Annotated in this window: 14 protein-coding genes; 3 read left to right on the forward strand and 11 right to left on the reverse strand. The window is 67.1% G+C overall.

What is annotated here, in order from left to right; translation table 11 throughout:
* Positions 1 to 147: 147 nt before the first annotated feature.
* On the forward strand, positions 148 to 669 hold the full coding sequence (locus ACFWUP_RS03120; protein ID WP_379230198.1) for a hypothetical protein: 522 nt from the start codon (positions 148 to 150) through the stop codon (positions 667 to 669).
* A gap of 42 nt (positions 670 to 711) precedes the next feature.
* Here the strand turns inward: ACFWUP_RS03120 and ACFWUP_RS03125 are convergent, their stop codons facing one another.
* On the reverse strand, positions 712 to 1416 hold the full coding sequence (locus ACFWUP_RS03125) for a hypothetical protein (RefSeq protein ID WP_379230938.1): 705 nt from the start codon (positions 1414 to 1416) through the stop codon (positions 712 to 714).
* 203 nt (positions 1417 to 1619) lie between these two features.
* Here ACFWUP_RS03125 and ACFWUP_RS03130 point away from each other — a divergent pair, with 203 nt between their 5' ends.
* Together ACFWUP_RS03130 and ACFWUP_RS03135 are read left to right on the forward strand one after the other, a co-directional pair.
* Complete coding sequence (locus tag ACFWUP_RS03130) at positions 1620 to 1919, forward strand: hypothetical protein (protein WP_379230200.1); 300 nt, start codon at positions 1620 to 1622, stop codon at positions 1917 to 1919.
* A 400-nt stretch (positions 1920 to 2319) separates the two neighbouring features.
* The gene (locus ACFWUP_RS03135) at positions 2320 to 3036 is read left to right on the forward strand and encodes a TetR/AcrR family transcriptional regulator (RefSeq protein WP_379230202.1); all 717 of its coding nucleotides are present in this window, start codon (positions 2320 to 2322) and stop codon (positions 3034 to 3036) included.
* On the opposite strand, the gene ACFWUP_RS03140 is transcribed toward ACFWUP_RS03135, so the two are convergent.
* The 10 genes from ACFWUP_RS03140 to ACFWUP_RS03185 form a co-directional block, all read right to left on the reverse strand.
* Positions 3026 to 4789 carry an ABC transporter ATP-binding protein gene (locus tag ACFWUP_RS03140; RefSeq protein ID WP_379230204.1) on the reverse strand — a complete coding sequence of 588 codons (1764 nt, stop codon included), beginning with the start codon at positions 4787 to 4789 and terminating at the stop codon, positions 3026 to 3028. The two genes, ACFWUP_RS03135 and ACFWUP_RS03140, sit on opposite strands and share 11 nt — an antisense overlap.
* Positions 4786 to 6633, reverse strand: a complete 1848-nt coding sequence (locus ACFWUP_RS03145; RefSeq protein ID WP_379230206.1) for an ABC transporter ATP-binding protein — start codon at positions 6631 to 6633, stop codon at positions 4786 to 4788. The genes ACFWUP_RS03140 and ACFWUP_RS03145 overlap by 4 nt, the downstream gene beginning before the upstream one ends.
* A 121-nt stretch (positions 6634 to 6754) precedes the next feature.
* The gene (locus ACFWUP_RS03150; RefSeq protein WP_379230207.1) at positions 6755 to 8074 is read right to left on the reverse strand and encodes a salicylate synthase; all 1320 of its coding nucleotides are present in this window, start codon (positions 8072 to 8074) and stop codon (positions 6755 to 6757) included.
* Positions 8071 to 13458: an amino acid adenylation domain-containing protein gene (locus tag ACFWUP_RS03155; protein ID WP_379230209.1), complete on the reverse strand. Its 5388-nt coding sequence runs from the start codon at positions 13456 to 13458 to the stop codon at positions 8071 to 8073. Before ACFWUP_RS03155 ends, ACFWUP_RS03150 begins: the two co-directional genes overlap by 4 nt.
* On the reverse strand, positions 13455 to 14813 hold the full coding sequence (locus ACFWUP_RS03160; protein WP_379230210.1) for an FAD-binding oxidoreductase: 1359 nt from the start codon (positions 14811 to 14813) through the stop codon (positions 13455 to 13457). The genes ACFWUP_RS03155 and ACFWUP_RS03160 overlap by 4 nt, the downstream gene beginning before the upstream one ends.
* The gene (locus ACFWUP_RS03165) at positions 14803 to 15507 is read right to left on the reverse strand and encodes a VOC family protein (protein ID WP_379230212.1); all 705 of its coding nucleotides are present in this window, start codon (positions 15505 to 15507) and stop codon (positions 14803 to 14805) included. Before ACFWUP_RS03165 ends, ACFWUP_RS03160 begins: the two co-directional genes overlap by 11 nt.
* Complete coding sequence (locus ACFWUP_RS03170) at positions 15504 to 16904, reverse strand: methyltransferase (protein ID WP_379230214.1); 1401 nt, start codon at positions 16902 to 16904, stop codon at positions 15504 to 15506. Before ACFWUP_RS03170 ends, ACFWUP_RS03165 begins: the two co-directional genes overlap by 4 nt.
* Positions 16904 to 17992 (reverse strand): Gfo/Idh/MocA family oxidoreductase, encoded by a 1089-nt coding sequence (locus ACFWUP_RS03175; protein ID WP_379230215.1) that lies wholly within the window; start codon positions 17990 to 17992, stop codon positions 16904 to 16906. Before ACFWUP_RS03175 ends, ACFWUP_RS03170 begins: the two co-directional genes overlap by 1 nt.
* Positions 17989 to 19071 carry a saccharopine dehydrogenase NADP-binding domain-containing protein gene (locus ACFWUP_RS03180; protein ID WP_379230217.1) on the reverse strand — a complete coding sequence of 361 codons (1083 nt, stop codon included), beginning with the start codon at positions 19069 to 19071 and terminating at the stop codon, positions 17989 to 17991. The genes ACFWUP_RS03175 and ACFWUP_RS03180 overlap by 4 nt, the downstream gene beginning before the upstream one ends.
* Positions 19068 to 26612: an amino acid adenylation domain-containing protein gene (locus ACFWUP_RS03185; RefSeq protein ID WP_379230219.1), complete on the reverse strand. Its 7545-nt coding sequence runs from the start codon at positions 26610 to 26612 to the stop codon at positions 19068 to 19070. The genes ACFWUP_RS03180 and ACFWUP_RS03185 overlap by 4 nt, the downstream gene beginning before the upstream one ends.
* Positions 26613 to 26625 lie beyond the last annotated feature (13 nt).

The raw sequence follows: 26625 nt of genomic DNA on the forward strand, positions 1-26625 counted from the left end.
GAGTGGAGGAGGCCGCTGATCGGACGAAAAGGTGCCACGATGCAATATCATTTGCAATTTCATTCGGTCGCACACCTAGACTGAGAAGCACAACTGCCAGCAATTTCCGCGTTCACACCCCGTCGTTCTCAGCCAGCAGGACAAGCGATGACCGACTCGAACCGGGAGACAGTCCCTGTCAGTTATCCGCCTGTACACAACCTTCCCGATGGCGAACGAGTCCGCGCATTCCCCCGCGGTGCAGAAGCACCGGTGCTGCCGGAGCGCATCTGCGCAGCCATCGGCATCCATATGATCGGCCACCTCGCACCCGAGGTGCGTCGCACGCTCTTCGCTGACCTCGTTCCACGACTCACGCCGGGAGCGCCGATCATCTTCAACGTGCAACCCCCACACACCGCCGAAACCGTGGAGGTACAACCCTTCGCGGTGCAGCAGGGACAACTGCGTTACGAAGGCTCCGGCCGGGCGCTTCCCGCAGGACCCGACCGCCTGCGTTGGACGATAAGTTATCGCACCCTGCACGAGGATCGCGAAATCAGCAGGGCGGTAGCCGAATACGACTGGTGGATCGTCACTGCGGAAGTGCTGGCGCGTGAACTCGCCGACGCAGGGGCACCGGCGGAGGTCGACGACGACCTCGTCATCGCACGCGGCACCGATCGCTGATCTGCCTACTTCGGGCAAACCAGCGATCGAGAACACAAACGGCTACTTCGCCGGAGCCGTGAACGGCTGGTTGATCGTGGTGAAGTACTGGATCATCGCACCCACAGCCACCGGCGCGGTCACCAGAATCTGACCGGCAACCGTGCCGAGCGCACCGATCGCGAGCACACCGCCCAGACATCCGAGCGCGGCGGCCGGAATGAACGGACCGAACATTCCGACGATCGTCGCCGCGGCGACCGTCGCACCGGCGAGACCGCCGAGCACGCAACCGACGGCAGCGCCGCCGAGACCACCAACCAGCGCGCCAATGCTGGCGCCCACCCCGACCGTGCTGGTCATCCGCGACCAAGCTGCCTGTTCCCGGTCGTATTCAGACTTCCACGGCGCCTTGTCCTCGAAGGGCAAAGCGACCGGCTTGTACACGGCCTTGTCCATGCTCAGCTCGGGCGTGAGCGTGACGGTGCGGCCCGCGATGGCGGCTGCGATCGGGAACTGGAAGTCGTCGACGGCGAAAGTCAGCGGCGCGGCCATGACGACCCGCCCCGCGTCGTCGCGCACTTCGAGCACGCCATTCTCGACGACGAGCGCACCCGCATCGACCTCTACGATCGACGCGCTGTCGGTGGCATGAGCGGTGAATCCGATCGACTGATCCAATGCCGGTTGCGCCTGCGCGGCACCGGCGGTGACAGTCAGGGCCGCCAGCGAAACAGCAGCGGGGACAACAAATTTCCTCATCAACATAACGACTTCCTCATCAGACAGATGCCGTACAAAACGCACGGCCACCGAATCCTAACGCTAATGGTTATCATTTTCATCTTTCGTCCGGGGCGACACCCACCCTCTCGCTACAGCTAACATTCAGCGACAAAATGCTGTAGGTTATGCGCATCCAACAATGCGAATTCGCGCCTCGCTTGGGCGATTCGACGCAAGGAGGTCCGATGTCTACAGCAATGCATCAGGAGCACACGGATCACACCCACATTCACGACGTGGGCTGCGGACATGTCGCGTTACCCCACGGGGATCATGTGGATTACGTCCATGACGGACATATCCACCGGGCTCACGATGGGCATTTCGATGAGTGCGAGTCGGCGGCGCACCGTGTGCACGAAGACCACGACCATGCGCACGGGGAAGGTTGCGGTCACGTGGCGGTGCCCCATGGTGATCATGTCGACTACGTGCACGACGGTTGCCGCCATGCGGCACACGAGGGCCACTTCGACGAGCACTGATCGACCCGAACGCTCGGAATCGACCACGACGAGCCGAACGAGCCCGCTCGACACCGCGGACAGGACAAATGGAACTACTTCACCGATGGGCCGAACCGGGCGTTGATCGTCGCGAAGTACGGGGCTGCCACACGGACAGGTGACATCTTCACCTGCCCTACCAGTTAGGTTCCAGACCTCACATGGACGTTGCGGATTCGGCCGTGGGACGTCAATTGCTTTGAAGCGCAGCGGATTGAGCGATACCGACCACAGTCACCCCGCCAACCCTCGCTATAAGGACAATCGTTCTCGACAGACCGATAGCCGGCCCACAGCTCCTCCGATCCCGATACTCATCAACGATCACGATAAGTGGGTCTCGCTCTTGAACATCGTTCGACCTCGATAAGGTTCATTTATGTCCACTTCACCGCGGTCGAACGCATCCAAGCCGCGCTCACGCATGGCGGCCGGGCTGCCTGCCATCACCTCAGATCAGATCGTCGACACCGCACTGACCTTGACAATGGAACATGGACTGGAGAATTGGACGATCCGCCAGCTGGCGTCGGCGGTTCAAGCCTTCCCGTCGGTGATCTACTACCACGTCGGCGACCGTGAGGTCGTGGTGAACGCTGTTCTGGAACGCGTCGTCGGCATGGTCGGGGTTCCTCCGGCTCAGCTGCCATGGCGCGACTGGTACCGGGTTCTACTCGGCGAATTGCGGTCAGTCCTGCACCGCTATCCCGGGGTAGCTCGACGATTGGCCTTGGACGGTCCACCCGCGTCGGTCGGTGGGCTGATCATCGATCGTGGAATCCGGTTGTTGCAGGACGCCGGTTTCGGGCAGGAGAGCGCACTTGTCTTCAATATGATTCTCAATATGGCCTGTCAGTTCGTGGCGACCGAGGACGATCGCAGCCACCGCCAGTCGGGCCGCCGCGCCGCCGCCTACGACTATGCCGAGTTCCGCGACAACCCCGAGCTCCCGGGCTTGGCCGCCATGGGTTCGCTCATGCACGATTTGGCTGAGCATCCCGAATCGCTGGCCGGTTTCTATGCCGGTTTCTACGATTACGCGGTCGAACGTACCCTCGACGGTGTCGCCAAGCGATTGGCAGACATCAGGCCATAGGCGAAACGGCGCTCGCCGGTGCGTGCCAGTGGCGGGCCTCGCTCTGGGCTCGCCACATCCGCGCGTATCGCCCGTCAGGATCGGCGATCAGCTCACCGTGCGCGCCACGCTGCACGATCCGGCCGTCGTCGACCACCAGGATCTGGTCGGCCCCGACGATCGTGGACAGCCGGTGCGCGATGACCACGACCGTCTTGCCTTTCACCAGTGCCGAGATAGCCTCCTGGACAACGACTTCGGATTCGGTATCCAACGCCGCTGTCGGTTCGTCGAGCAGCACCACAGGGGCGTCTTTGAGGATCGCGCGGGCGATGGAGATTCGCTGACGCTCGCCACCCGACAGCGCCGCGCCGATCTCACCGACCCTCGTGTCATAGCCGTCGGGCCAGCGACGCACGAAGGTGTCGACATTGGCGGCCCGGGCGGCGGCTTCGATGTCGGCGTCCGACGCGTCGGGGCGTCCCATCGCGATATTCGCCCTGATCGTGTCATCGAACAGGTACACGTCCTGGAACACCACCGCGATATGCCGGAGCAGTTCCGTTGGCGCGAGCGTGGAGATGTCGATGCCGCCGAGTGTGACCATCCCCGACTGGGGATCGGCGAAGCGAGTGATGAGCTTGGTGATCGTGGTCTTGCCCGACCCGGATGGTCCGACCAAGGCCGTCATACTGCGTTCGGGGACGGTGAAGTCGATACCGTCGAGGGTAGGTTCGGCGTGACCGTCGTAGGCGAAGGCGACGTTGTCGAATTCGATGGCGAAACTGCGCGGCCGGGCGCCGGTTTCGGCGGTGGGCAGCGGCTCGACGCTGAGGACATCATCGATGCGACTCAGCGCGGCCTCCGACATCTCGAACAGTCTGGTCATCGTGGCCGCGAGGGCGACCGGTTCGGCGAAGCGAGCCGCCGTGACCGCGACGGCGACCAGCAGCGGTAACGACAGCGACGTTCCCAGCATGAGCGCGGCGCCGACCGCGACCAACGCGACGACGGTGATCTGAACCAGAAGTTGCAGTGCCGCAACAGGAATCGACGCCGATCGGTTCGCGGACGCCTGTGCGTGGTGCTGCTCGGCGAGCACGGCGTTCAAGCGGGGAGCGTCGGCGCCCGCCTGCCCGGTGGCCTTGAACACGGCCAGTCCTTGGACATATTCGACGATGCGATCGGCAGCACGGGCGTCGGCGGCATCGATGTCGCGAAATCCCGTTCCGGAGCGCGACCGGACCACGCCCACCAACGGCGCGGCGACACCGATCGCGATGAGCACAACCGCGCCCAAGCGCCAATCCACCACCAGCACAATGATTCCGAGCACCGCCGGCACTGTCACCAGTTTGATGAACAGTGCCGAGAGCGAGGAGATCGCCGCTGTCGCGCTCGTGACGTTGCTGCCGACGACTGTGGTGAGGTCGCCGGCGGCACGTTTCGACAACTCCTGCGGGGGCATGCCGCGCAGCGACTCCCCCAGCCGCAATCGCACGTCCTCGGTGACCAAATGCCAGTAGTCGTAGGTGAATCCCATTTCACGGATCCGCAGCGCCGCCTCGGCGATCACCAACGCGGCGAGGACACCGACCCACAGCCAGGCCCGATCCGTTCGCGCGGGCTCGGCGCACAGCTCGATCAACAGCGGGATGAAGGTGACGTAGGCGGCGGCTTGCACGAGGGTCGCGATGGCCGACACCCGCAGCGTGGCGCGAAACTGCGGACCGAACGGGCCCGCGGCCTTCACCATCAGTCGCAGAATCCTCATCGCGCTACCTCCGTGACGGCCGTGTTGATCGAATCGGTGCCGAGTCCCCAGCGCGCGGCCTGTTCGTGCCGCGACCACAGGCGCGCGTAGGTTCCGCCCGCCGCGACCAATTGCGCGTGTCTGCCGCGCTCCACGACGCGGCCTTCGTCGAGGACGACGATCTGGTCCACGTCCACGATGGTGGACAGCCGGTGCGCGATGATCAGGACAGTGCGTCCTCGCATCATCCGCCCGATCGCCTCTTGGATGATCGCCTCGTTCTCCGGGTCCGCGAAAGCGGTTGCCTCGTCGAGGATCACGATGGGCGCGTCAGCGAGAATCGCCCTTGCGATCGTGAGTCGTTGCCGCTGCCCGCCGGACAGCGATCCCCCGCGCTCGCCGACGTGAGCGGCGTAGCCGCCGGGTATGTCGTCGACGATGAAGTCGTGCGCCGCCGCCGCCCGGGCCGCGGACTCGACCTCCTCGTCGGTCGCGTCGGGGCGGGCGAGGCGAATATTGTCCGCGATCGTCGCGTCGATGAGGAAAGGCTCTTGGAAGACCAGCGCGACCTGACTCAGCAACACCTGGCCGGCGATGTCGCGCACGTCGACTCCGCCGATCGTGACCGAGCCGCTCGTCACGTCGTAGAAACGCGGGATCAGTCGCGCGACGGTCGATTTGCCGGAGCCCGAAGGGCCGACCAGCGCGCAGACGGTGCCCGCGGGAATGTCGATGTCGACCTCGGCCAGCGCCGGCTTGCCACGGTCCTCGCCGTAGTCGAATCCGACCGACCGCAGCGCGATCGACGAACTCTGCGGGGTGCGCGGGTGGGTGGGCTCGCGCAGCGGCGCGATGGCGAGGATGTCGAGAATTCGCGCGGCACCGGCTTTGGAGTCGTTGAGATAGTTCGTCAGGTGCATCAGCGGGCCGACCGCCTCGATCGGCATCGCGCCGATCAGCAGCGCCACGACCAGGGCCGGCACCGAGATCCAGCCCGCGGCCAGCATCGGAACCGCCGTGACCGCGACCAGGAGCAAGGTCGGCAACGGCACGATGAACAACTGGGTCAGCACCCCTGACGAACGCGAGATCGCGATCCAGTCACCCACCGCGACAGTGAAACCCCGGACAGCCACGGCGAATCTCCGGAACGAGGTGCCGCCGTCATCGAAGGTCCGCACGACCGGCATGCCCTGGACGAACTCGACGACCGCACCGTTCACCTCCTCGTTCGCCCGGTTGTATCGGGAGCGCTGTTCGGCGTAATCGCGAGTCATCAACGACATGCACAGCATCGCGATGGGCACGATGAGCAGCACCGCGACCAGCAGCTTCCACTCGACGATGCCGAGGACGATCAGCGCCGCGATCGGTTGGGCCACTGTGGAACCGATGAACGGCACCCCGTCAGCGACGACGTTGTGCAGCGATTTCACGTCGTCGTGCACGACCTTCTTGATCCGCCCTGCCCCCAGACGCTGCACCGCACCCAGTGGCATATCGGCCAGTGCCTGCGCGAGCGCTCGACGCAGGGTCACCTCCAGGGCGAAGCTGGCTTCGTGGGCCAGGTGATCGGCCAGCCAACGCGCGCCGAACGCACTGGTCAAGCCGACAGCGGCGCCGATGAGTAACCAGCCCGCCGCACCCCACGACCGTTGATCGTCGTACAACTGCCCCATGGCGAGCGCCACGCACGTCAGCCCGGCCACGGAGGCCACACCACAGTAGGCACTCAGCGCGGCCGCCCGCCGGAGATAGGTGCGCACCTCAGGCGACCGGTTGACCAGCCGCCCCACCTGCTTCAAGCCGTTCTCCTCCGTCGCGGTAGGCAATTCCTCGGCATCCGATGCATCGGGATCGTTCATCACACAGTCCGCTACTTCCGAATCTAGAGGGGACCTACACACGGGTTAGAACACCGTTCAATAAAGAAGGGTACACTAATTTCCTTGTCAGCACGGTCGACGAATGATCATCCGGCAGCCCTCACACCGGCACGGGCGCCATGGCGGGAACAAGATGCGGTGCGACACTGGCGAGCTTCTCGCTGGTCTCCTCGTGTTCTCGCTCGGGTGTCGAGGCGGCGACGACCCCTGCGCCCGCGCGGAGCCAGGTCCGGCCGCCGCGCCGATATACCGCGCGCAGCACGAGCGCGGCGTCGAGCATGCCGTTCTCGGTGGCCATCAGCACCGCACCGGCGTAGAGGCCGCGCGGTTCCCGTTCGAGCTCCGATATCACCTCGTATGCCGCGGATTTGGGAATCCCGGAGGCGGTGATGGCGGGGAATACCGCTCCGAGCGCGTCCCAGGACGAGTGCGGCTCCGCGAGTTCGGTGACCACGCGTGAGGCGAGGTGCTGGACGCTGCCGCGTTCCTTGATGGCGAGGAATTCGCTGATGTGCGTCGATCCCGCGCGCCCGACAGTGGTGAGTTCCTCCACCGCCAATTTGACCGAGGTGGCATGTTCGAACACCTCTTTCGGATCGGCGTGCAGCTCCTCGCGCAGTGCCTCGTCGATATCGGCGTCGCCGGTGCGGCGGCGGGTGCCCGCCAGCGGTTGCGAGGACACCGTCCCCGTGGGGTCGACCTCGACGACAGTCTCCGGACTGAACCCGGCCGCTTGCCAGCCGCCGAGATCGAGCAGAAAGGACCGAGCCGGGGTGTTCGCTGCCCGTCCTTTGAGGTAGCTGGCCACCATGTCCACCTCGAACGGCACCTCGACTGCCCGAGAGAGGATCACCTTGCGCAGCTCGCCGTTCTGAATCCGACGCACGGCCTGCGCGACCGCGTCGAGGTAGTGCGGATCGGCTGCCGTCCAGGAAACGGCTTGCTGCCCGACCGACAGTGACGGTGTGACGGCCTTGGCAAGTGCGGCTTCCAGGGCCACGGCAACACCCGCAACTGCCGATCGGATGACGATGCGGTCTGTGGTGACCTGCAACTCCAACCCCGGGATCATCAAGTGCGCCAACGTGTCCGAATGGGTTGCCTCGGCGATAGCCAGTTCGAAGGCCGCCCAGCCGAACGCGCGCCAGTCCCGGGCCGGCGCCAGGTTCAGCGCCTTGTGTACCGCCTGCCACGGGGTGCCCGACCATCGCAACGCGATCTCCTTCGCGTCGCGACCCGCGCGGACCACGCCATGGCTGACGATGACTTCCCAGACCGGACGGCCTGCCAAGTACCAGCAACCGGCACGCTCGTACATCACATAGTCGGTGAACAGGCCGGTCCGGACAGCCGCCGATATGACGGTGAGCGGGTCGAAGGTGCCCGTCGATACTGTCTCGTCGTAGCGGTGGGCGGTCACGGTCGCTCCTCGATCTCCGCGCGCAGGGGTGCGGCGATCAGTTCGGCCACCCGCGCCACATGAGGCTCGGTGACACAGGTGAAATGGTTTCCTTCGATCTCGGTGACGGCGAATTCACCGAGGCAGGCGTCTCGCCAGAATTTCAACGTCAGCTCCTCCATTCCCGGAGCGAACCCGGATGCTCCGGCAGGCTGGAGGAAGCGGATGTCGGCGGCGTAGGGCTCGACATCGAATCGCGCGGCGCGGAAACTCTGGCGGAAGACGCGGAACATCCCCGATACCAGTTCCGGCACCATTTCTCGCCCGGTCGCGCGCGACGCCGCTGCCGCGTACATGGCGAATCGCTCCTCACGGTCGACCGCGTCCATGCGCCGATAGAACTCACCGATCGGCCCGTCGAGTTCCACCAGCGCACCAGCCGGAATCCGGCCGTCGTGCTTGTCGACGATGCGCATGAACTCATCGACCGCGGCACCGGAATCCACCTCGCCGAAACCGAGCTGGGACATGGTCAGTCCGATGTTGGGCGGGAACATCGATTCGATCATCAGGTCGTCGTCGACCTGCTGGAGCACGGGATGGCTGCTGGCCAGTACGAGATCGACGACCTCGACGCCACGCTCCATGAGCCGACGCGATACCTCGGCCGCGTACATGCCGCCCAAGCAGTAGCCGATGAGCTGGTAACTGTCGTGTCCTTCGTCGACGAGACGCTGGGCGTAATCGTCGGACAGCCGCTCGATGACCTCGCGGTCGTCGAGCGCGCAGTACTGCTCGGCGTCTTGGATGACGATTCCCGCCACCGGGCCGAGATCCTGCGCGACAAGCCGCGCGGCCAGCGGCCGATAGCATTCCATGGTGCCGAGACCGGCATGGAACATCACCCGCAGCGGACCGGTGCCCGTGGCGCTGAACGAGACGAGCGCCGCGTTGCTGCCCGAACGAGTCCTTCCCGCCGGCACCGGGCCTGCGGCACGCTGGCGCAGGAAGTCCGCTGATGCCGCGACCGTCGGCGCGTTGAGCATGTGCCGCAGCAGTGTGTCGTAGGCGACGTCGGCGGCTTGGGGCAGTTCCTCGCGTAGCCTGCCCGCCATTCGGGCCATGATCAGCGAATCCGCGCCTCGGTCGAAGTAGCTTTCCGTACGGCCGATCGCGCTGATCGCCAATGCCTGTGCCCATTTCTCGGCAAGCGTCCGCTCGAGGTCGTCGGCGGGTTCGTCGTCGATCGACAGCACCCCGCCGTCGCTCACCACGGGCCGCCAATTCGCCAGTGCGCGGCGGTCCACCTTGCCGTTCTCGGTCAACGGCAGGGCATCGACCACCTGGATGTGCGACGGGATCATCTGACTCGGGATTCGGTCTGCGAGGAAGCGCGCGAGTTCGGGGGCTCCGACGGGTCGCTGATCGGTCTTCACGCGTGCGGCGAACAGGCAGATCGCATGCGGCGCCAGCCGGTGGTCGTCGTCGGGCAGGCACAGGACCGTCTCGGCGCCCAGTTCGTTCAGGGCTGTCAGCCAGCCGTCGCGGTCCAGGTAGGAAGGTCCGTCGGTGCGTCGGTCGTCTTCGGGGGGTGTCATCATGAATGCCTGCGAAGCCATGATCCAGGGATGTTCCCTGGTCGGTTCGGTGATCACCAGCCAGCCGCCGGGCGCGGCCAGATCACGTAAGCCCGCCAGCGCCGCGCGAATGTTCCTCGCGTTCTCCAGAACCCCGGCGGCGATGACGACATCGAAGCTGCCCGGCGCCAAACCCTGTGCGCGACAGTCGATATCGACATCGAAGACGCCGAAGGACAGACCGGGCCGGTCGCCGAATCCCGACCGCGCGGTGGGCAGGAAGAACGGTGAGGCGTCGGTGTAGTGGTAATCGACGGCGAAGCCGTCCAACGCCGCGAGCACAGCCTGGGTGGTGCCGCCGGTTCCCGCGCCCACTTCCAGCACTCGCAACCGGTCGGGTCGCGTGCCGTGGGCAGCGAGTCGATGCAGCACCGTGGCGACCGCGCGGTTGAGGTACTCGGCCATGACGTTGCCCCGGTAGAGCGAGTTCGCTGTCTCGAACTCCCCTTGGGGAAAGAGCAAAGCCACCGGATCCTGCCTGCCGGTCAGCAGCTCGGGAAGCAGGGTGGCGTTGCGTCGCAGGTAGGCGACGAACTCCGCGGAACCGAGGCCCGACCACGCGTGTTCGGCCGCGTCCCACAGTGCGGCGGGGTTCGGCGGAACACCGGAGAGATCGGCATCGGCGAGCAAGGCGCGCCAGCGGCGAACCAGCCAGTGGTGTTCGGGGGCGACGGCGGCCATGACCTGCTGTTCGGTATCCCCGAGCCGGCTGAGCGCGTCGGCCATCGACGCCAGCACCGCCCGATCGATCGCTGCGACGTAGCGTTGGACGTATTCGCGTTCGACGGTTGGCGCCACCCGATCGGCGGCCGCGCGCACCAACGTCGTCGTTCGCTCGTCCGTCGGCTGCGGCTCGGTGATCCTGGCCGGTTCCACGGCCGCGAGCAGACCGCGTTCGCCCATCGCGTTCTCGTCCACCACCACGGCGGCCGCGGCGACCGCGGGATGGGCGAGCAGGGCGTTCTCGATCTCGCCGAGTTCGATGCGGTGACCGCGGATCTTGACCTGGGTGTCGCGTCTGCCGAGAAACTCGAGCAGACCGTCGGGCCGGTACCTGCCCAGATCGCCGGTGCGGTACAGACGTTCACCGTCGGGATGGACGACGAAGCGTTCCTCGGTCTTCCGCGGATCACCCAGGTACTCGAGGGCAAGGCCCGCCCCCGCGATACAGAGTTCGCCGGGAACCCAGACCGGGCAGTCACGCATCGCCTGATCGAGCACTCGAAAACCCTGGTTCGCCAGCGGTTTCCCGTACGGGACGCTGCGCCAACCCTCGTCGAGCCCGCCGATCCGGTGGTAGTTCGACCAGATCGCCGCCTCCGTCGCGCCACCGAGGCCGATCACGTCGAGTCCGGGGATGTGCGCGCGGATCTCGTCGGCGAGCGTGGTCGGGATCCAGTCGCCCGACAGCAGCGCCAGCCGCAAGCACGACAGTCCCGAACGCTCGGCGGATTCCGTCATCAGGTAGGTCGCCAGCATTTGCATCAACGCCGGCACCGAGTTCCACAGCGTGATCCGGTGACGTTCGATCAGCTCCACCCAATGCGATGGGTCGCTGCGACGTTCGGTGTCGGGGAGGACCAGGGTCGCGCCGACACTCAGCGGGCCGAAGATGTCGTAGACGGACAGGTCGAATCCCAGGTTCGCCAGACCGAGCGCACGGTCGCCGGGACCGACGCCGAAACGAGCGTTGATGTCGGCGATGGTGTTCAGCGCGGCGCGGTGGCTGATGACAACGCCTTTGGGCTTGCCGGTCGAACCGGAGGTGTAGATCACGTAGGCCGCGGCGTCGGGGTCATCCTCGATCACGGTGGGTGGGGTCGACCCGGCCGTGAGCAGATCCACGTCGATGGGCTCGACTCCCTCGGGCCACTGACCGGGCAGCCACGACTGGGTGAGCACCACGCGCACGCCCGCGTCACCGAGGATTCCCGCGCGGCGCAACGGTGGCTGGACGGTATCGACCGGCAAGTACACCGCGCCCACGAGCAACGTCCCGAGCACGGCGCTGACCTGGTCCACGCCCTTGTCCATGACGATCGCGATCCGCTCGCCGCGCGCGCAACCCGCCGCGTGCAGCGCCTCGGCCACCGCCGTCGCGCGCCCGGCCAGCTCCGCGAAGGTGACATCGCCGCGCGGATCGATCACCGCTACGGCGTCGGGTGTGCGGGTGGCCTGCGCGAAGACCTCGGTGTGCAGCGAAACCTCCGGCAACGGGGCCGCGGTCGCGTTGACCGCCGCACGCTCGGCTGCCTGCCACCCCGGTAACGGCACCGGGTGGGTGGTTGACCAACTCGCCGGATCGGCGGCCAGCGCGCGCAGCAGGGATTCGAACGCGGCGAACATGTCATCGACCACGCCGTCGGGGAACACACCCTCGCGCACATCCCAGTTGACCTGTAGACCGTGCGCGTCGTCCATGGCCTGGCAGTCGATGAACACCTGTGGTGTCTGGGTGATGCCGAAGCCGTCGAGGCGACCGGTCGCGAGCTGTCCACCGTCGCTGAGCCCGATCGCGCTGGTGAAGACAATGGGCATGAGTGCTGCGTCACGGCCCTTGCGACGGGCGACCTCGCGCAACACCTCGACCCCTGAGCACAGACGATGGTCGAGATCGTCGAACAGTTGCGCGGCGAGCGCGGCAGCCTGCTCGGTAAACGTCGCAGCGGCGGTCCGGTCCACCTCGAGCAGGCTCACCGAGGTGAAGTCGCCGACTACCTGCCCGATCTGGGGATGTAGTGGCAGGCGGTTGAGCACGGTCAGATTGAGGGTGAACCGAGGCGATGCGCTCCACCGCTCGATGGTCGCGGCGTACGCGGCGAGGACCACCGACGAGGGGGTGAGCGCGTGCGCACGCGCGTGTTGTTCGAGCTGGCGCCACCGTGCGACGTCCATCCGCAGAAACCGCCGATGGAATCGCGCGGCAGCGTTCGGATCCGGCTCCAGCACAGGGAGTTCCGGCGCTGGGGGCAGGCTGTCCACCCGAGCGTGCCAGTACTCGCGGTCGCGATCGAACCGTCCCGTTTCCCGCAGTGCGCGCTCGGCGAGCAGGTAGTCGCGGAACCGGACGTCCACGGTGGACAACTCGAGTTCGGGATCGGCATGCAGCGCTTCGAACTCCGCGAGGAGCAGCCAGATGCTGGCCCAGTCCGCGACGAGGAAATCCATCGACAGGTGCAGGATCGCGCGCTGGTCGAGCCGGCTGATCCGCAGGTCGAACAACGGCCAGCGGCCAGGATCGTAGACCCGATGTCCCATGTCGGACCGGACGGTCGTCAACACGGACTCGATCGCCTCGCCGCCGCGGCCACGCAGGTCGTCGGCGGGCACCACCAGATGTCCGACCGTGGGCAGCACCTGCTGATAGCCCTCGGCCGAGACCGTCATCCGGAGCATGTCGTGCCGCTCGATCAACCGGTTCCACGCCGCCTCGGCGCGGACCGGATCGAGATCGGGATAGTTGACTTCCAGATACACATGACAGGCGACTGCGCCGTATCCGAACGCCTCATTGCGGCCGACCAGGTAGGCGGCCTGGACGTCGGTGAGCGGGAAGGGGTCATACCGTGCCAGGCGATCCGATGTCATCGTCGGCAGGGTGTGCTGCTCACGCAGTTCCGCGAGCACCCCGTCCTTGGTCGCGCGCAGTGTGGCGAGCCGCTCCGGGGTGAGCGCACCCTTGGGCGCGCGGTAGCGGAGTTTGCCGTCCTCTTCCCACAGCCGAACGCCGGCGCGGGACAGTTCGGTGATCAGTTGTGCGGCTCTCATCTGTGAACTCCTAGATCTGGCGCCACATTGGCGTTGAAGCGAAAGACGTTGCCTGGATCCCATTGCCGTTTCAGGTCGGCCAGCGCGGCCACGGCGGTCGGCCCATAGGCTCGGTCGACCCATTCGGGCTCGGGGTCGGGCAGCAGATTGACGTAGGGTCCGCTGCTGACATCGGCGAGCGACTGCCACGCCCGACGAGCGGGTCCCAGGTGCGGCTCGCTGTCGGGTGCGCCGAACCATTGGGCGCACACCTCGACGAACCACGTCGCGTGTCGATGGACGAAGGCGGTGGGGCCCGCGGGTGCGCGACTGATCGCGCCGCCGAGCGCCCCGAACACGAGCGAGAAGTTCGGGCCCGCCGCGCGCCACTGCGCGAGCAGCGAGGCGATAGTGGCGTCGGACAACTCGTCGAGCAACTCGCCACGGTTGTAGACCTGTTGCTGGTGGGCGTTCGGCGGTGAGGGCAACAACCGTTGATAATCCACGTACCGCATGGGCCGGATCCGGTCGGACACCGCGCCCCGCCGTAACGGGTCGAGCACGGTCTCGGCTCGGTCAGGATTTCCGAACCAGGTCGGAACGAGTACTACGCAGCGCTCGAACTGCCATGGCTCCGGGATGAATTCGAGCGGCGGAGCCGTCCAGACCAGAGCCACGACAGAGGCGGCGTCCGGTGCGGTCGCCAACCAGTCCCGAGTCCGGCGCAGGACGTCTTCGGCGTCGGCGGCCGGGAACAGCAGCGGGCCCGCGACGACTCCGGCCACCGGATGGAGTCGGTAGGTGAATGTGGTGACCACGCCGAAGTTTCCGCCGCCGCCACGCAGTCCCCAGAACAGGTCGCGGTTCTCGGTCGCGCTCGCCCGCACCCGCTCGCCCGCGGCCGTAACCAGGTCGAACGACACTACGTTGTCGCTGGTCAACCCGTACATCCGGGAGATATCTCCGACGCCGCCGCCCAACGTGTGCCCGGCGATGCCCACATCGGGGTTGCGTGGACCAGGAAGGGCTAGGCCGTGTCGCTGGGTAGCGGCGTCGAACTCGCCCCAGGTGACCCCGGGTTCGGCTATCGCCATCCGGCTCTCCGGCGCGATCTCGATCCGGCGCATGAGGCTGAGGTCGATCACGACACCGCCGTCGCACGTCCCCCAGCCCGCGACATTCGCGCCGCCGCCGCGCACCGCGATCGGCAACCCGGCCCGCCGCGCGTATCGCACGACAGCGACCACGTCGGTGACGTCGGCGCACCGTGCGATCAGCGCGGGTTCACGGTCGGCACGGGGATTGCGCACCCGTCGCGCGGCGTCGTAGGCGGGGTCGCCGGGGCGGATGAGCTGCCCGGTGAAACTAGCGTCCATCACGCACCCTCGCCCCGATCGCCGCGCCGTGCAGTTTGCTCGGGTCCAGTTCGGTTGCCAGCCCGGACAGTTCGATGCCGAGCACACCGGTGCTGGTGGCCGGTCGGACTGTGATTCGCCGTTGGTCGCCGACCAACGTGTCGAACGCCGCCCGGTCGCGGTCGGCCACGCCGAAGTGGACGGTCGCGACCGCTCGAGCGCCGTTGGCATGCGATACGGCCCGATCTCGTTGCGCCGCCGCGTAACCTGATACAACGAACGGCAGTCCCGAAGTACGAGGGGCCAGGAACTCATAGCGCACGCGCTGTCCGTCCGGTCTCGTCCGTTTTCCCTTGACGACTCGCGACACCGGCAGTCCGACTCCCCGGATCGCACGGTGCGTCTCCGCCAAGGTGATGTCGCTCGTCTCCACTGCGAGGTCGCGCCAGCCCTCGCCCGGCTGCGCCCATTTGGCCAACCGGGTTCCGGCAGCACGTCCGTACACAGCCGAGAACGGCACCCGAAGCGCGGCGAATCGCGTTGGCAATTCGTATAATTCGATGAACGGCCCGTCGGCGAACCAGATCAGCGCGTTGTGCGCGGTGCGTGGGTCGCTGCCCCAGGCGATGGTGAAGCCGAGCGCGGTGAAGTCCGCGACCGCTTCGCCGATGTCGCGTACTCGACACTGCACGTGGCTGCAGCGCAGGGCGGTCACGAGCGTCTGCCGAGGAACAGTCGCTGGCCGAGCGGCGCCAGCGGATGCCCCGCGTCCGGAAGGACGGCGACCTCGGCCAGCCCGCTGAGCACCTCGAGCCACTGCGGCTCGGACAGGAAAGTGCTCTGCGAGGCGGCACGCGCGTCGGTGGGACGGGTCATCATGAAAGCCTGGGAGCCGAGGATTTCCAGGTTCTCCAGCACGGGTTCGGTGATCAACAGCCAGCCGCCCGGCGCGAGCGCGGCGATGAGCGCCGCGACGGTCTCGTCGGTGTTGCGCGCGTTGTTGAGCACCCCCGCCGCGATGATCACGTCGTAGGACCTGGTTGTCTCGATCGCGTCGATGTCGAGCAGGCCGTAGTCGATCCAGGGATATTCGGCGAGGCGGCCTTTGGCGGTGGCGAGGAAGAACCGCGACACGTCGGTGAACAGGTAATCGACCCGCGGGTCGGGTCCGAGCGCGGCGGCGACTGCCTCCGTTGTCGCGCCGGTGCCCGCGCCGACTTCCAGAATTCGCAGCGGCCGCTGTGCTGCCAGTTCAGCGACGGCGGCGGCGATCGCGCTGTTGAGATATCGCGCGGTGACGGTGTCGCGGTAGACAGCGTCGGCGATGTCGGTTCGGCCGTGGGGGAAGAGCAATTCGACCGCGTGGTCACGTCCACTCATCAGATCGTCGAGTCGCAGGGCGTTGACCTCGAGGTAGTCGACGAACGCGCTGGGGCCGAGCACACCTGTCCACGCGTGATGGACTCGTCGCCACGCGTCACGAAGATCCTCGCCGCGTACCGGTCGAGTGCCGCGGTAGTCGTCGCCGTCGGCGACGAGGACACCGTTCTCGGTGAGGCCCCGCAGCCACCGGCGGATCACCGCGTGGTGCTCCGCGGCGACATCGGCCGCTACCAGCACCCTCTCGCAGCTGTCGACGCGGGCCGGGTCGTCGAGGACGCCGTGGCGCTGCAGGGCGAAGAGCATCGACCCCAGTTCCGCTACCCGGATCGCCGAGACATACTCGGCCACTTGATGATCGGCGATTCCCGCCACGACCGTGTCCGCGGCGGCGCGCGCCGCCGCGACCACACGTGCCCCGTCCCCTACCGCGCCCGGTTCGGGGACGTGAACCAGGATCGAACCGAATACCTCGGTGGCACAGCTCAATTCGCGTTCACTCGGCGGCGGACCGAGGTGAACCACCTCACGAATCGATGACAGGTCGGTCATGAACGCCGCCGGCTCGGCACACAGCCGCCACAGCAGCGCCGAGGGGAGCGTGATCTTGGTTGGTGTTCGACGCTCGAGTTCTGCCAGGATCACCGCGAGATGGGCATCGACATCGATGTAGATGACATCGTCGCCGGATCCGACAGCTACTTCTTCCGGTGGGTAGAGCACAGCGTGCATCAGTTGTTTCCTATTCGAGCTACAGCGGCCGTCAGCGCGCCGACAGGCAGCGGGTTATGGGTTTGGCCCGGCCGCAACGTCGGATATCCGAGGGCCTCGGTCAGGTCCTGCCACATGCGGCACGCGCTGAGCAGTTGTTGTGCGTGGGCGGGTGCGCGGACGGCCCTGGAACGGTCATCGGCCGCGGCGAGCAGGTCAGCGCCGATCGCGGCCGGCCAGACACGCGAGAGCAGATGGCGGTAGTCGGGCACGGTCGACGGGCCGAGGAATGTCGTGCCAGCCTCGCCCAGATGTGCTGAGCGTGGATCGTCGAAGTCGAAGGCGTCCTTCACCGTGTCCGGGATGTGCAATCGGGGGTTCCAGGTGACCGGGCCGTGGGTGTCGGTGAGCGTCAGGCTGCCGCTCGCGGTACCGAGAGTTATCCGGTGGAGCAGGTGGATGTGGTTGTCCGGATCAGTGGGGTCGACTTCGTTGTGTACGCGCAGGATCAGCGGGATACCGGCGACGACCCCGGTCACGACGTCGAACGGACCGCCAGCCGAGGTGGCGGGCGAGAAGCGCCACGGACGCAGTGCGCCGAGCGCTCGGCTCAGGATGTGCACCAGGGGAAACGCCACTTGTACCGAACACGCGGCATCGACGTGAGTGATCGGGCCCGCCGCGCGCGCTACGTGTGCGGCCGCCACGAACCGGCGAACCGCGGGTAGCTGCGGGTAGAGATCGCCGAGCTGGTAGCCGGCCCCGTGTGTTCGAGCGGTACGCAGGCACGCCGCGACGTCGTCGTGGTGGACCGGATGTTCTTGAACCACGGTGATCCCGCGCGTCAGAAGTGCCTGCGAGAGTTCGGTTCCCGCACCACCCATGACGCTGGATCGCACGGCGACGCAACCGAGGTCGACGTCCTCGGGCAGCTGCGCCGGATCGGTGAACAGCGGTACGTCGTGGCGGGCCGCGCAGTCGCGTGACCGTTGGCTGCCTTTGCCGATCATGGCGACCAGCTCGAAATGCTCGGGGAGTCGCGCGAGGGCAGCCAGGTAGAACTGGCCGAAGGTCGAACCAGCGACCACGACCTTCAGCGGGGCATTCACAACGCACCCTCTTCGACCATCGCCAGTTCCGCGATCGAGCTGTCGTGTACCGACAACTCGTGCAGCGCCGAGGCGGTCAGCAACGTGTCGACGATGTACGGCGGGTCGAGTACGGTCGCCGCATGATGGGCGCCTGGCGCGATCCCCCCACCGATCACCGCCAGCGCCGCGAGTCCGGTAGCCGTCGCGGTGAGGTCGGCGATGCCCGCGGCGCGCAGCACCGCGGTGCGGGTGAGCGCTCGTCCCGCACGCAGGCCGCGGGCCTGGACCAGGAAGGTGACGTGCGGCTCGCGCCCGGCGAGGTCGAGGGCGGCGGCGCGGCGAAGTCTGGTGACAGCGTCGGCCGAGCTCAGCGCGCGGGCCTGATCCAGCGCCGCGCCGAGGTGGCGACCATCGACGACCGAGTACCACTGGCCGTCGCGCAGCGACAGATCGGTCGCCAGCCGTCTGGACTCGTCGTCGAGGTAGGGCAACGCCATCGCATCGGAACCGAATCCAGGCAGGTCGATCCGTGCTCTGGTCAAGACATTGTCGACCGGTCGACCATCGCGCCACGCCGCGAGTGGTTCTGTGCCGGCACCGAACACACCGTCGAGGTAGTCCTCGGCACCGGCCGCGCTGAAGTGGTCGAGCGCGCCGCTGTAGGCGAGCAGATCGCGCACACTGTCGAAGTCGCGTGCCAGCCAGCGCGGGAGAATCCCCGACAGGCCGGGCAGCGCCCCGGCGAAGAACACGGCGGTGCGATCGCCGGTGTCCATCGCCGCGATCGCGCTGTTCCCGCCGGCGTCGACGATGTCGGCCCCGGCGTCGATCGCGGCCGAGGCGATCGGGCCGGCCATCCGGTGGGACGGACCCGCGCAGGTCACCACCAGCCGACATCCTCGAACGAAGTCAGCGAGTGCGGCTTCATCGGTGATGTCGACGGAAATCGCCTGTGCCGCGATACCGAGCTCGTCGGCACACCGGCGCACCGAGGCGCCGTCACGTCCGCCGAGTCGCAGCGGGTGATGTTGTTCGGCCGCCAGGAGCCGAGCGACCTGTCGGCCGACCGCACCGGTCGCGCCCAGGATCCCGATCACAGCTCGCCCTCCTCCATGTCGGCGGCCGGTTCGTCGTGTCCGTTGCCCTGCTCGGCCGTGATGGCCGCCGCCACCGCGGCGACGGTGGCCGCCGCGAACATTCGGCGCATCGGCAGTTCGACGCCGAGCCGGACGCGGATGTCTTCGAGGAACCGGGTTGCGAGCAAGCTGTCACCACCGAGTTCGAAGAAGTTCTGGTCCCGGCCGATCGATTCGACTTTCAGTGCCGCCTGCCACATGGTGGCGACGGTTTTCTCCAGTTCGGTCGCCGGCGCCTGCCCGCCACCGTCGGAGTGCTCGGTGCCGCGTCGAGCGAGCGCGACCCGGTCCACCTTTCCGTTGAGCGACAGTGGCAGCGCGGCAAGGACTTCGATGCGATCCGGCACCATGTGACCAGGGAGCACCGCGTCGAGCTGCTCGCGTATCGCGGCCGACTCGAGCACGATCGCGTCGTGCGGACGAGTGCCACGCAACACGATCGAGAACGAGTGCGCGACGGGCCGCTGCGATACTTCGTCGAACCCGCTGGCGCAGGCGAGCCGCGCCCATTCCCTGCCGGGGAGCATCGGTGAGCCCGCGGCCCGGCGCGCCGGATCGAGACCGGCATAGCCACGATCGAGCAGGGCCGCGGTCATCAGCGCGACCGGAGTGAGTTCCTCGCGCTCGACCGCCAGCAGCTCACCGCCAGGACGAAGCAGCAGACCTGCCAGGACGAGCCCACTGGCCGGATCGGCTCGACGGTGCAGCACATTGTTGGCGACAACGATGTCGAACTGGTTTCGCAGGTCGTCGGGTACCTGGTCGCCGTCGAAGACACGGCAATCGGTGTCGTGGCCGAACCCGGTCAACGCGCTGCGTGCCGCGGCGATCATCGCGGGGGCCTCGTCCAGCACGGTGTAGCACACCTGCTGCGGCGACAGGGATTTCAGTATTCGAGTGGCGGTGTCACCGGACCGTCCGTCGAGTTCGGTAACTCGAACCGGCCGGCCGAGTTCTCGGGCGAGCTCGGCGATGCGCGCGCTCATCTGCGCCAGTGCCGGGCCCGTCCCCGGATCGATCGCGGCGAGTGCCGCGGGTGCGAGCACGTCATCATCGAGCAGGACGGCGACGTCGAGGGTTCCGGCCAGGATTCGCCGGTAGTCGTCGAGCCGTTCGCCGAGTCGTCCATACGCCGAGGCGATGAGCCGACCATAGGAATCGTCGCCGAACGATGGCTCGGTGGTGGGAAATTCGGGTCCAGACCGCAGGAGTTCGCCGTCGATCACGATCGCCTTGGTGTCGGCGAGCCAGCGCATCCACAGCCGGAGCACATCGAGGTATTCCTCGGCGACGCCGAGCCGATCGCGGAGTTGGGTCACGGTCGGCATCGCGGTGCTGTCGAGGTGGAGCAGCCCGACCAGCGCGGACGCGACCGCGGCGGACTCGATGCCCCGGTCACGCTCACGCGCGGCGGCAGCGTCGGGCGGCGACGCTTCGCCGCCGGCGATCGTTCCGTCCCGACCCGGTGCCGGAACCACAGCCGCGATCAGCCGTGCGGAGGTTCCGCTCCCGGACACGACGACCACCGCCTGACCGACCCCCGCGCAGCCGTGCAGAGCCGCTTCGATCTCGCCCAGTTCGATCCGGTGCCCGCGAATCTTGATCTGGTGGTCGGTGCGGCCGAGGAACTCGAGCGTGCCGTCGGGCCGATACCTGCCGGTGTCGCCGGTGCGGTACCAGCGCGATTCTCCTTCGACGAAGTGATGTTCGGTGAGTTCAGGGGCGCCTCGATAGCCCTTGGCCACCCCGGCTCCCCCGATCCACAACTCCCCGGGGGTCCAGTCGGGACAGTCGCGCCCATAGACGTCGACCACCCGGAACCGCTGATTGCGAAGTGGACGGCCATACGGAATCGACCGCCATGCCGGGTCGAGGTCGATCACCTCGTGATAGTTGGACCAGATCGACGCCTCGGTGGCACCGCCGAGAGCGATGAACCGGCATTCTCGTGTCACCGCCTCGAGCCGGCCGGGCAGATCGAGGCCGACCCAGTCTCCCGACACCATGACCACCCGCAGTGAGTCCAAGGATCCCGGTGTGCCCGCCCCGACGGTCAGCAGCATGTCGAGCAGCGCCGGTACCGTGTTCCATACCGAAACCTGGTTCTCGGCAACGAGTTCCAGCCATCCGCGAGCATCTCGCCGTTGCGCCTCGGTGATGGTGACCACAGCACCGCCGACCGACAGCATGCCGAAGATGTCGTATACCGACAGGTCGAAGTCCAGCGCCGACACGGCCAGGCAACGGTCCCGCGCCCCCATCTCGAATCGCTCGTTGATATCGGCAACGGTGTTCAGCGCGGCCCGGTGGGTGATCTCGACACCCTTGGGCGCACCGGTCGACCCGGACGTGAAGATCACGTAGGCGAGGGTGTCGGCGGTGACGGGCAACGGACAGGCCGCGGGCTCGGCGTCGGCGGCCGCAGCGACGAACTCCTCGGTAATCACCATCCGTGCACCCGCCTGTGCCAGGATCCGGTCCTTGCGAGCAGGCGGCTGGTCGACACCGATGGGGACATAGGCACCACCGGCGGCGAGCACACCCAGCACCGCGACGATTTGATCGGGGCCTTTGGGCAGGTGCACCGCGACCGGGTCGCCCGGCCGAATCTCCTTCTCCGACAACACCGTCGCCAACCGCAGGGCTCGGTCGGCGAGTGCACCGTAGGTCAAGGTCTGCGCGTCCGATATCACCGCGATCCCGTCCGGCCGCTCGCTCGCGACGCGGAAGAACTCAGCGTGCAGCAGAGCATCAGGCAAGGCACCATCGGTTGCGTTGACCTGTGCGCGTACGCGAACCTGCGCGGCGGGCAACAGATCCGGTGGCCGAGAGGTCCACTCCCGCGCCGACAGCCAGTTCAGCAACCGCACGTACGCGTCGAACATTTCCTCGATCAGACCGGCGGGAAACAGTTCCTCTACGACATCCCAGTTGACCGCGATGCCACCGCCCCGCGTCTCGACCACCTGGTGGTCGAGCCACACCTGCGGGGTCTGCGACAGCCCCCCTACCTGGCGGGCGAACAATCCGGTCGCCGGGCCGGTCGTGCCACCGGGGACACCGAGCGCGCTCGTGAACACGACCGGCATGGACAACGTGGGTTCCTGGCGCGCCTGCGCCAGTTCACGCAACACCTGGACTCCGGACACCCCACGATGGTCGAGCGAGGACCACACCTGGCCCTGCATCGCCCGCACAACCTCAGACCACGACCGTTCCGGTTGCGGATGATGTGACACCAGCATGAGGGAGGTGAAGTCGCCGAGCACGTTGTTGATGTCGGGATGGACTTCACGTCGGTCGAACAACGTCACATTGACGGTGACGTCCGGCGTTGCGCTCCACCGGGACAGCACCTCGGAAAAAGCGCACAGCAGCACCGTAGACGGGGTGACACCGTGTTCCTTGGCCCGCCGGGTCAGCGACTGCCAGGCGATCGCGTCGAGCTCACCCTGGTGCCGAACGAACCGGGGCGTGTCGATCTGATCGGGTTCGACGGCGAGAGGCAGCGCCGGAGCGGGCGGCATCTCGTCGAGCCTGGCACGCCAGTATCGCTGCGCAGCCGCCACAGCGTCGGCTGCCGGCGTGGCGCCGACAAGGTAATCACGGAAGGTCACCCCGATCTCGGGTAGCCCGGCGTCCGGATTCTCGTACAGCGTGCCGAGTTCGTCGTAGAAGCGAAGGATCGACAGGGCATCGACAACGATGTTGTCCACCCCGACGGCGAGCCGGCTCACCCGCCCGCACCGCATACCGCTGATCGAGAACAGTGGCCAGGTCGCGGGGTCGAACACCCGATGCGATGCGGTGTCGCGCAGCCTCTCCAACTCGGCTTCGTCGGCGACCTCGGTCATCTCGACCGTGAAGTGCGGCACTTGCGGCAGTACGCGTTGTCGACCATCGGCGTCGAATACCGCCCGCAGCATGGGGTGTCGTGCGATCAGCACGTCGATCGCCTTCTCCAGCCGCACCACGTCGAGATCGACCACCTCGTACTCGCGATAGAAATGGCAGCCGATACCACCGAGGGTGAATTCCGGGGATCGGCCGAGCCAGTACGCGCGCTGGACGTCGGTCGGGTCGAACGGCTCGTGTGCGCGCTCGTGATCGGCTGTCAACTCGGTCAGCGGCTCGGGCTGCTCATCCGGGGAATCCACGAGCAGCAGCGTGGCGGCGAAATCGGCCAGACGTGGGTGCGCGAAGAGTTCACCCAACGCGTAGCCGGACAGGCGGGCCGCACGCAACCTGCCGACCAGGCGCGTGGCGAGCAGGGAATCGCCGCCCAGTGCGAAGAAGTCGTGTCCGCGACCGATGTCGGCGACACCGAGCACCTCCGACCACGCCTGCGCGACACGCACTTCCACTTCCCCGATCGGGGGCTCGGCGGTCTCCTCGGCACCCGCGTCGTGTTCGTCGAGTATCGCTGCGATCGCCAAGCGGTCGACCTTGCCGTTGGGTGTGAGCGGCAGTGCCTCCAGCACCACGATCCGATCCGGGATCATCGCCGCCGACAGTCGCTCGGCGAGGAAAGCCTCGATCCCCTCGATATCCAGTGAGTCTGGTGGTTCACCGGACGCGGCGACAACGACAGCGCCCAGCGAACGCGAACCGAAGACGACGGCGATGCCTTGCGCGACAGAGGGATACGCCGAAAGCGCGGCCTCGACCTCCCCCAGTTCGATGCGATGACCGCGGATTTTCACCTGATGGTCGGCGCGACCGAGGAATTCGAGGGTGCCGTCCGGCCGATACCGTGCGCGATCTCCGGTGCGATAGAGCCGGATGCGGTCGTGCCGCACGAATCTGTCCGCTGTCCGGTCCGGGTCGTTGCGGTAGCCGAGAGCCACGCCCGTGCCGCCGATCCACAACTCGCCGGGCACCCAGTCCGGGCAGTCGCGCCCGAGCTCGTCGACCACCCGACACACGACGTTACGCAACGGCATCCCATAGGGAACGCAATTCCATTCCGGCAGAACCGATTCCACTTCGAGAATGGTCGAATGGATGGCGGTCTCGGTGGTGCCGCCGAGCGCGACGAACCGGCAGCCGGGCGCGAGCTCGGCCAGCCTGCCCGGCAAGTCGAGTGTCACCCGGTCCCCGCCGAGGAGTACCGCCCGCAGGACAATCCCGGCGCGGTCATCACCTGCGGCATTCAACACCATGTCCAGCAACGCGGGGACGCAGTTCAACACCGTGACGGCGTGCTTGCGCAGCAATCGCACCCAGGCGATCGCGTCGCGCCGATGCCGCTCCTCGACACACACCACCGCGCCGCCGGCGGAGAGCGGGGCGAAGATGTCGTACACCGACAGGTCGAAGTCGAGCGCGGATACAGCCAGCGTTCGGTCCCCCGGCCCGATCCGGAGTCGCTCGCCGAGGTCGTCGATCGTGTTCATCGCCGCCGCGTGGGTCAGCTCGACGCCTTTGGGTTCCCCGGTCGACCCGGAGGTGTAGATGACGTAGGCAAGGTCGCCGTCGTGACCCTCGACCGGCCCCGACAGCGGCGCCGCGGCCGCGCTGGGCTCGAGGTCGTCGACAACCAGGCGAACACCCGCCGCGTGGTGGATGCGGTCCCGGCGCAGCGCAGGCTGATCCACGCCGATCGGAAGATACGCGCATCCCGTCGCCAGCACGCCGAGAACCGCGACGATCTGTTCGGGGCCCTTGGGCAGGGTCACCGCGATCAGATCGCCGCGCTGCGCTCCGGACGCGACGAGATGCCCGGCCAGTCGCAGTGCCCGATCACTCAGTTCGCCGTAGCTCATCGCGCCGGATTCACCCCACGCCAAGGCGGTGACATCAGGATGCGTTGCGGCACGGGAGAAGAACCGGTCGTGCAATCGAACACCCGACCGCAGCCCCACCGTCTCGTTCACCCTGGCACGGACCGTGAGCTGGTCGGTGGGCAGCAGCGCGGGCACCGCCGCCGACCATGCCTGCTCGTGGTCGATCAACCGGTCGAGCAAGTCGACGTAGGCGTCGAACATCGAGTCGAGCACGCCGGGGGCGAACGCGTCCTCGCGTGCGTCCCAGTTGACCAGCAGCCCACCGTCGAGTTCGGTGACCTGGGCGTCGAGCCACACCTGCGGGCCCTGCGAGATGATCCACGCGGCCTCACCGAACTGCTCGCGAACCGAAGCCGGGAACAACTCGCCGAGCCCGAGCGCGCTGGTGTACACCACCGGTGCGATCACGCGTTCGCCGTGCAGGCGCGACAGATCACGCAGCACCTCGACACCGCTGTAGGAGGCGTGCGCGGCATCGGCGTGGAAGCCCGCTTGCAGCAGAAGGGCCCGGTCGGCGAAGCTGCCAGGGGCGCCGCCGTCCCAGGCGAGCAGAACCGAGGAGGTGAAGTCGCCGACCACACCGGCCACCCCCTCGTGGAGCGGCTCACGATCGAACAGCGGCAGGTTGAGCAGGAACCGTGGTCGGGCGCTCCACCCGGTCAGCGTTTCGGCGAATATCGCGGCCAACGCCATGGCCGGGGTCAGCCGATGTCGACGAGCGAGAGTTTCCAGCCGTCGCACTCGCTGGGGGTCGAGCCACCGGTGCCGACGCAGGACTGTGGTCGCGTCGAGCCCGTCTCGGGTCGATGCCGGCAGCTGCGGTGAGGTGGGCAGTTCCGGCAGTCGCGCCTGCCAGTACGCACGATCATCGGCACGCGCTCGCGATGTGGACGCTCGCGCGGTGGCCCGGTCACGCAGATAGCGCGGGAAGCTGTAATGCAGCGTCGGCAGTGCCGTGCCGGAGTAGGCGGCGGCGAGATCGCGCAAGAGCACGCGGAGGCTGAGCGCGTCGGCCGCGATCATGTCCACGTTCACATGGATTCGAGTCCCACCTGGCCGAATCCCCTCGGGTAGCAGGGATATCTGGATATCGAAGACCTCACCCACGCCGATATCGAGCGTGCGGTGTGACAGCGTCCTTCGTAACTCGGCGAGCCGATCCTGCGCCGCGCTCGCGCTCATCGGGCGCAGGTTGTGCACGCGCAGCCCTGGCCACGGACTGTCTTCCAGGATCTCCTGGGTACCGTCGTCGTTGACGCGGACCCGCAGCATTCCGTGTCGGGCGATGACCGTGGCGACAGCGGACTGGAGCCGATCCGGTTCCACGCCGGTGCCGTCGAACTCGTTGTAGAAGTGCGCGCTCACCCCTCCCAGGCGCTGGCCACGCTGCCGACCGACCCAATACGCGTGCTGCATCAGCGCCAGTTCGAAGGGCGCGTGCTCGTCGATTGCCGTGGTCGTGTCGGCGTCGATGACGTCGCCGTGTCGAAGACGCTGAGCGGCGAGCGCTTGCCAGGCGGCGAGCGTGGGCTCGGCCGCCAGGTCGGCGAAGGTGACCTCGAATCCAGCTCGGCGCCATCGACCGGCCAGGCGCATCATGGTGATCGAGTCGAGTCCGAGTTCGATGAGGTTCGTAGTGTCGGGAATTCGATCGGGGGCGGTGTCGAGCACTTCGGCGAGTACCTGCCGCAGGTCCGGACCGTCATATGTGACCATGAAGTTCTGTCCT

The organism is Nocardia sp. NPDC058658 (assembly GCF_042716665.1).
GTDB lineage: Bacteria > Actinomycetota > Actinomycetes > Mycobacteriales > Mycobacteriaceae > Nocardia.

Coding starts and splice junctions, on each gene's coding strand:
- ACFWUP_RS03120 (WP_379230198.1), top strand. CDS start 148: ATGACCGACTCGAACCGGGAGACAGTCCCTGTCAGTTATCCGCCTGTA.
- ACFWUP_RS03125 (WP_379230938.1), bottom strand. CDS start 1,416: ATGTTGATGAGGAAATTTGTTGTCCCCGCTGCTGTTTCGCTGGCGGCC.
- ACFWUP_RS03130 (WP_379230200.1), top strand. CDS start 1,620: ATGTCTACAGCAATGCATCAGGAGCACACGGATCACACCCACATTCAC.
- ACFWUP_RS03135 (WP_379230202.1), top strand. CDS start 2,320: ATGTCCACTTCACCGCGGTCGAACGCATCCAAGCCGCGCTCACGCATG.
- ACFWUP_RS03140 (WP_379230204.1), bottom strand. CDS start 4,789: ATGAGGATTCTGCGACTGATGGTGAAGGCCGCGGGCCCGTTCGGTCCG.
- ACFWUP_RS03145 (WP_379230206.1), bottom strand. CDS start 6,633: ATGAACGATCCCGATGCATCGGATGCCGAGGAATTGCCTACCGCGACG.
- ACFWUP_RS03155 (WP_379230209.1), bottom strand. CDS start 13,458: ATGAGAGCCGCACAACTGATCACCGAACTGTCCCGCGCCGGCGTTCGG.
- ACFWUP_RS03160 (WP_379230210.1), bottom strand. CDS start 14,813: ATGGACGCTAGTTTCACCGGGCAGCTCATCCGCCCCGGCGACCCCGCC.
- ACFWUP_RS03170 (WP_379230214.1), bottom strand. CDS start 16,904: ATGCACGCTGTGCTCTACCCACCGGAAGAAGTAGCTGTCGGATCCGGC.
- ACFWUP_RS03185 (WP_379230219.1), bottom strand. CDS start 26,612: ATGGTCACATATGACGGTCCGGACCTGCGGCAGGTACTCGCCGAAGTG.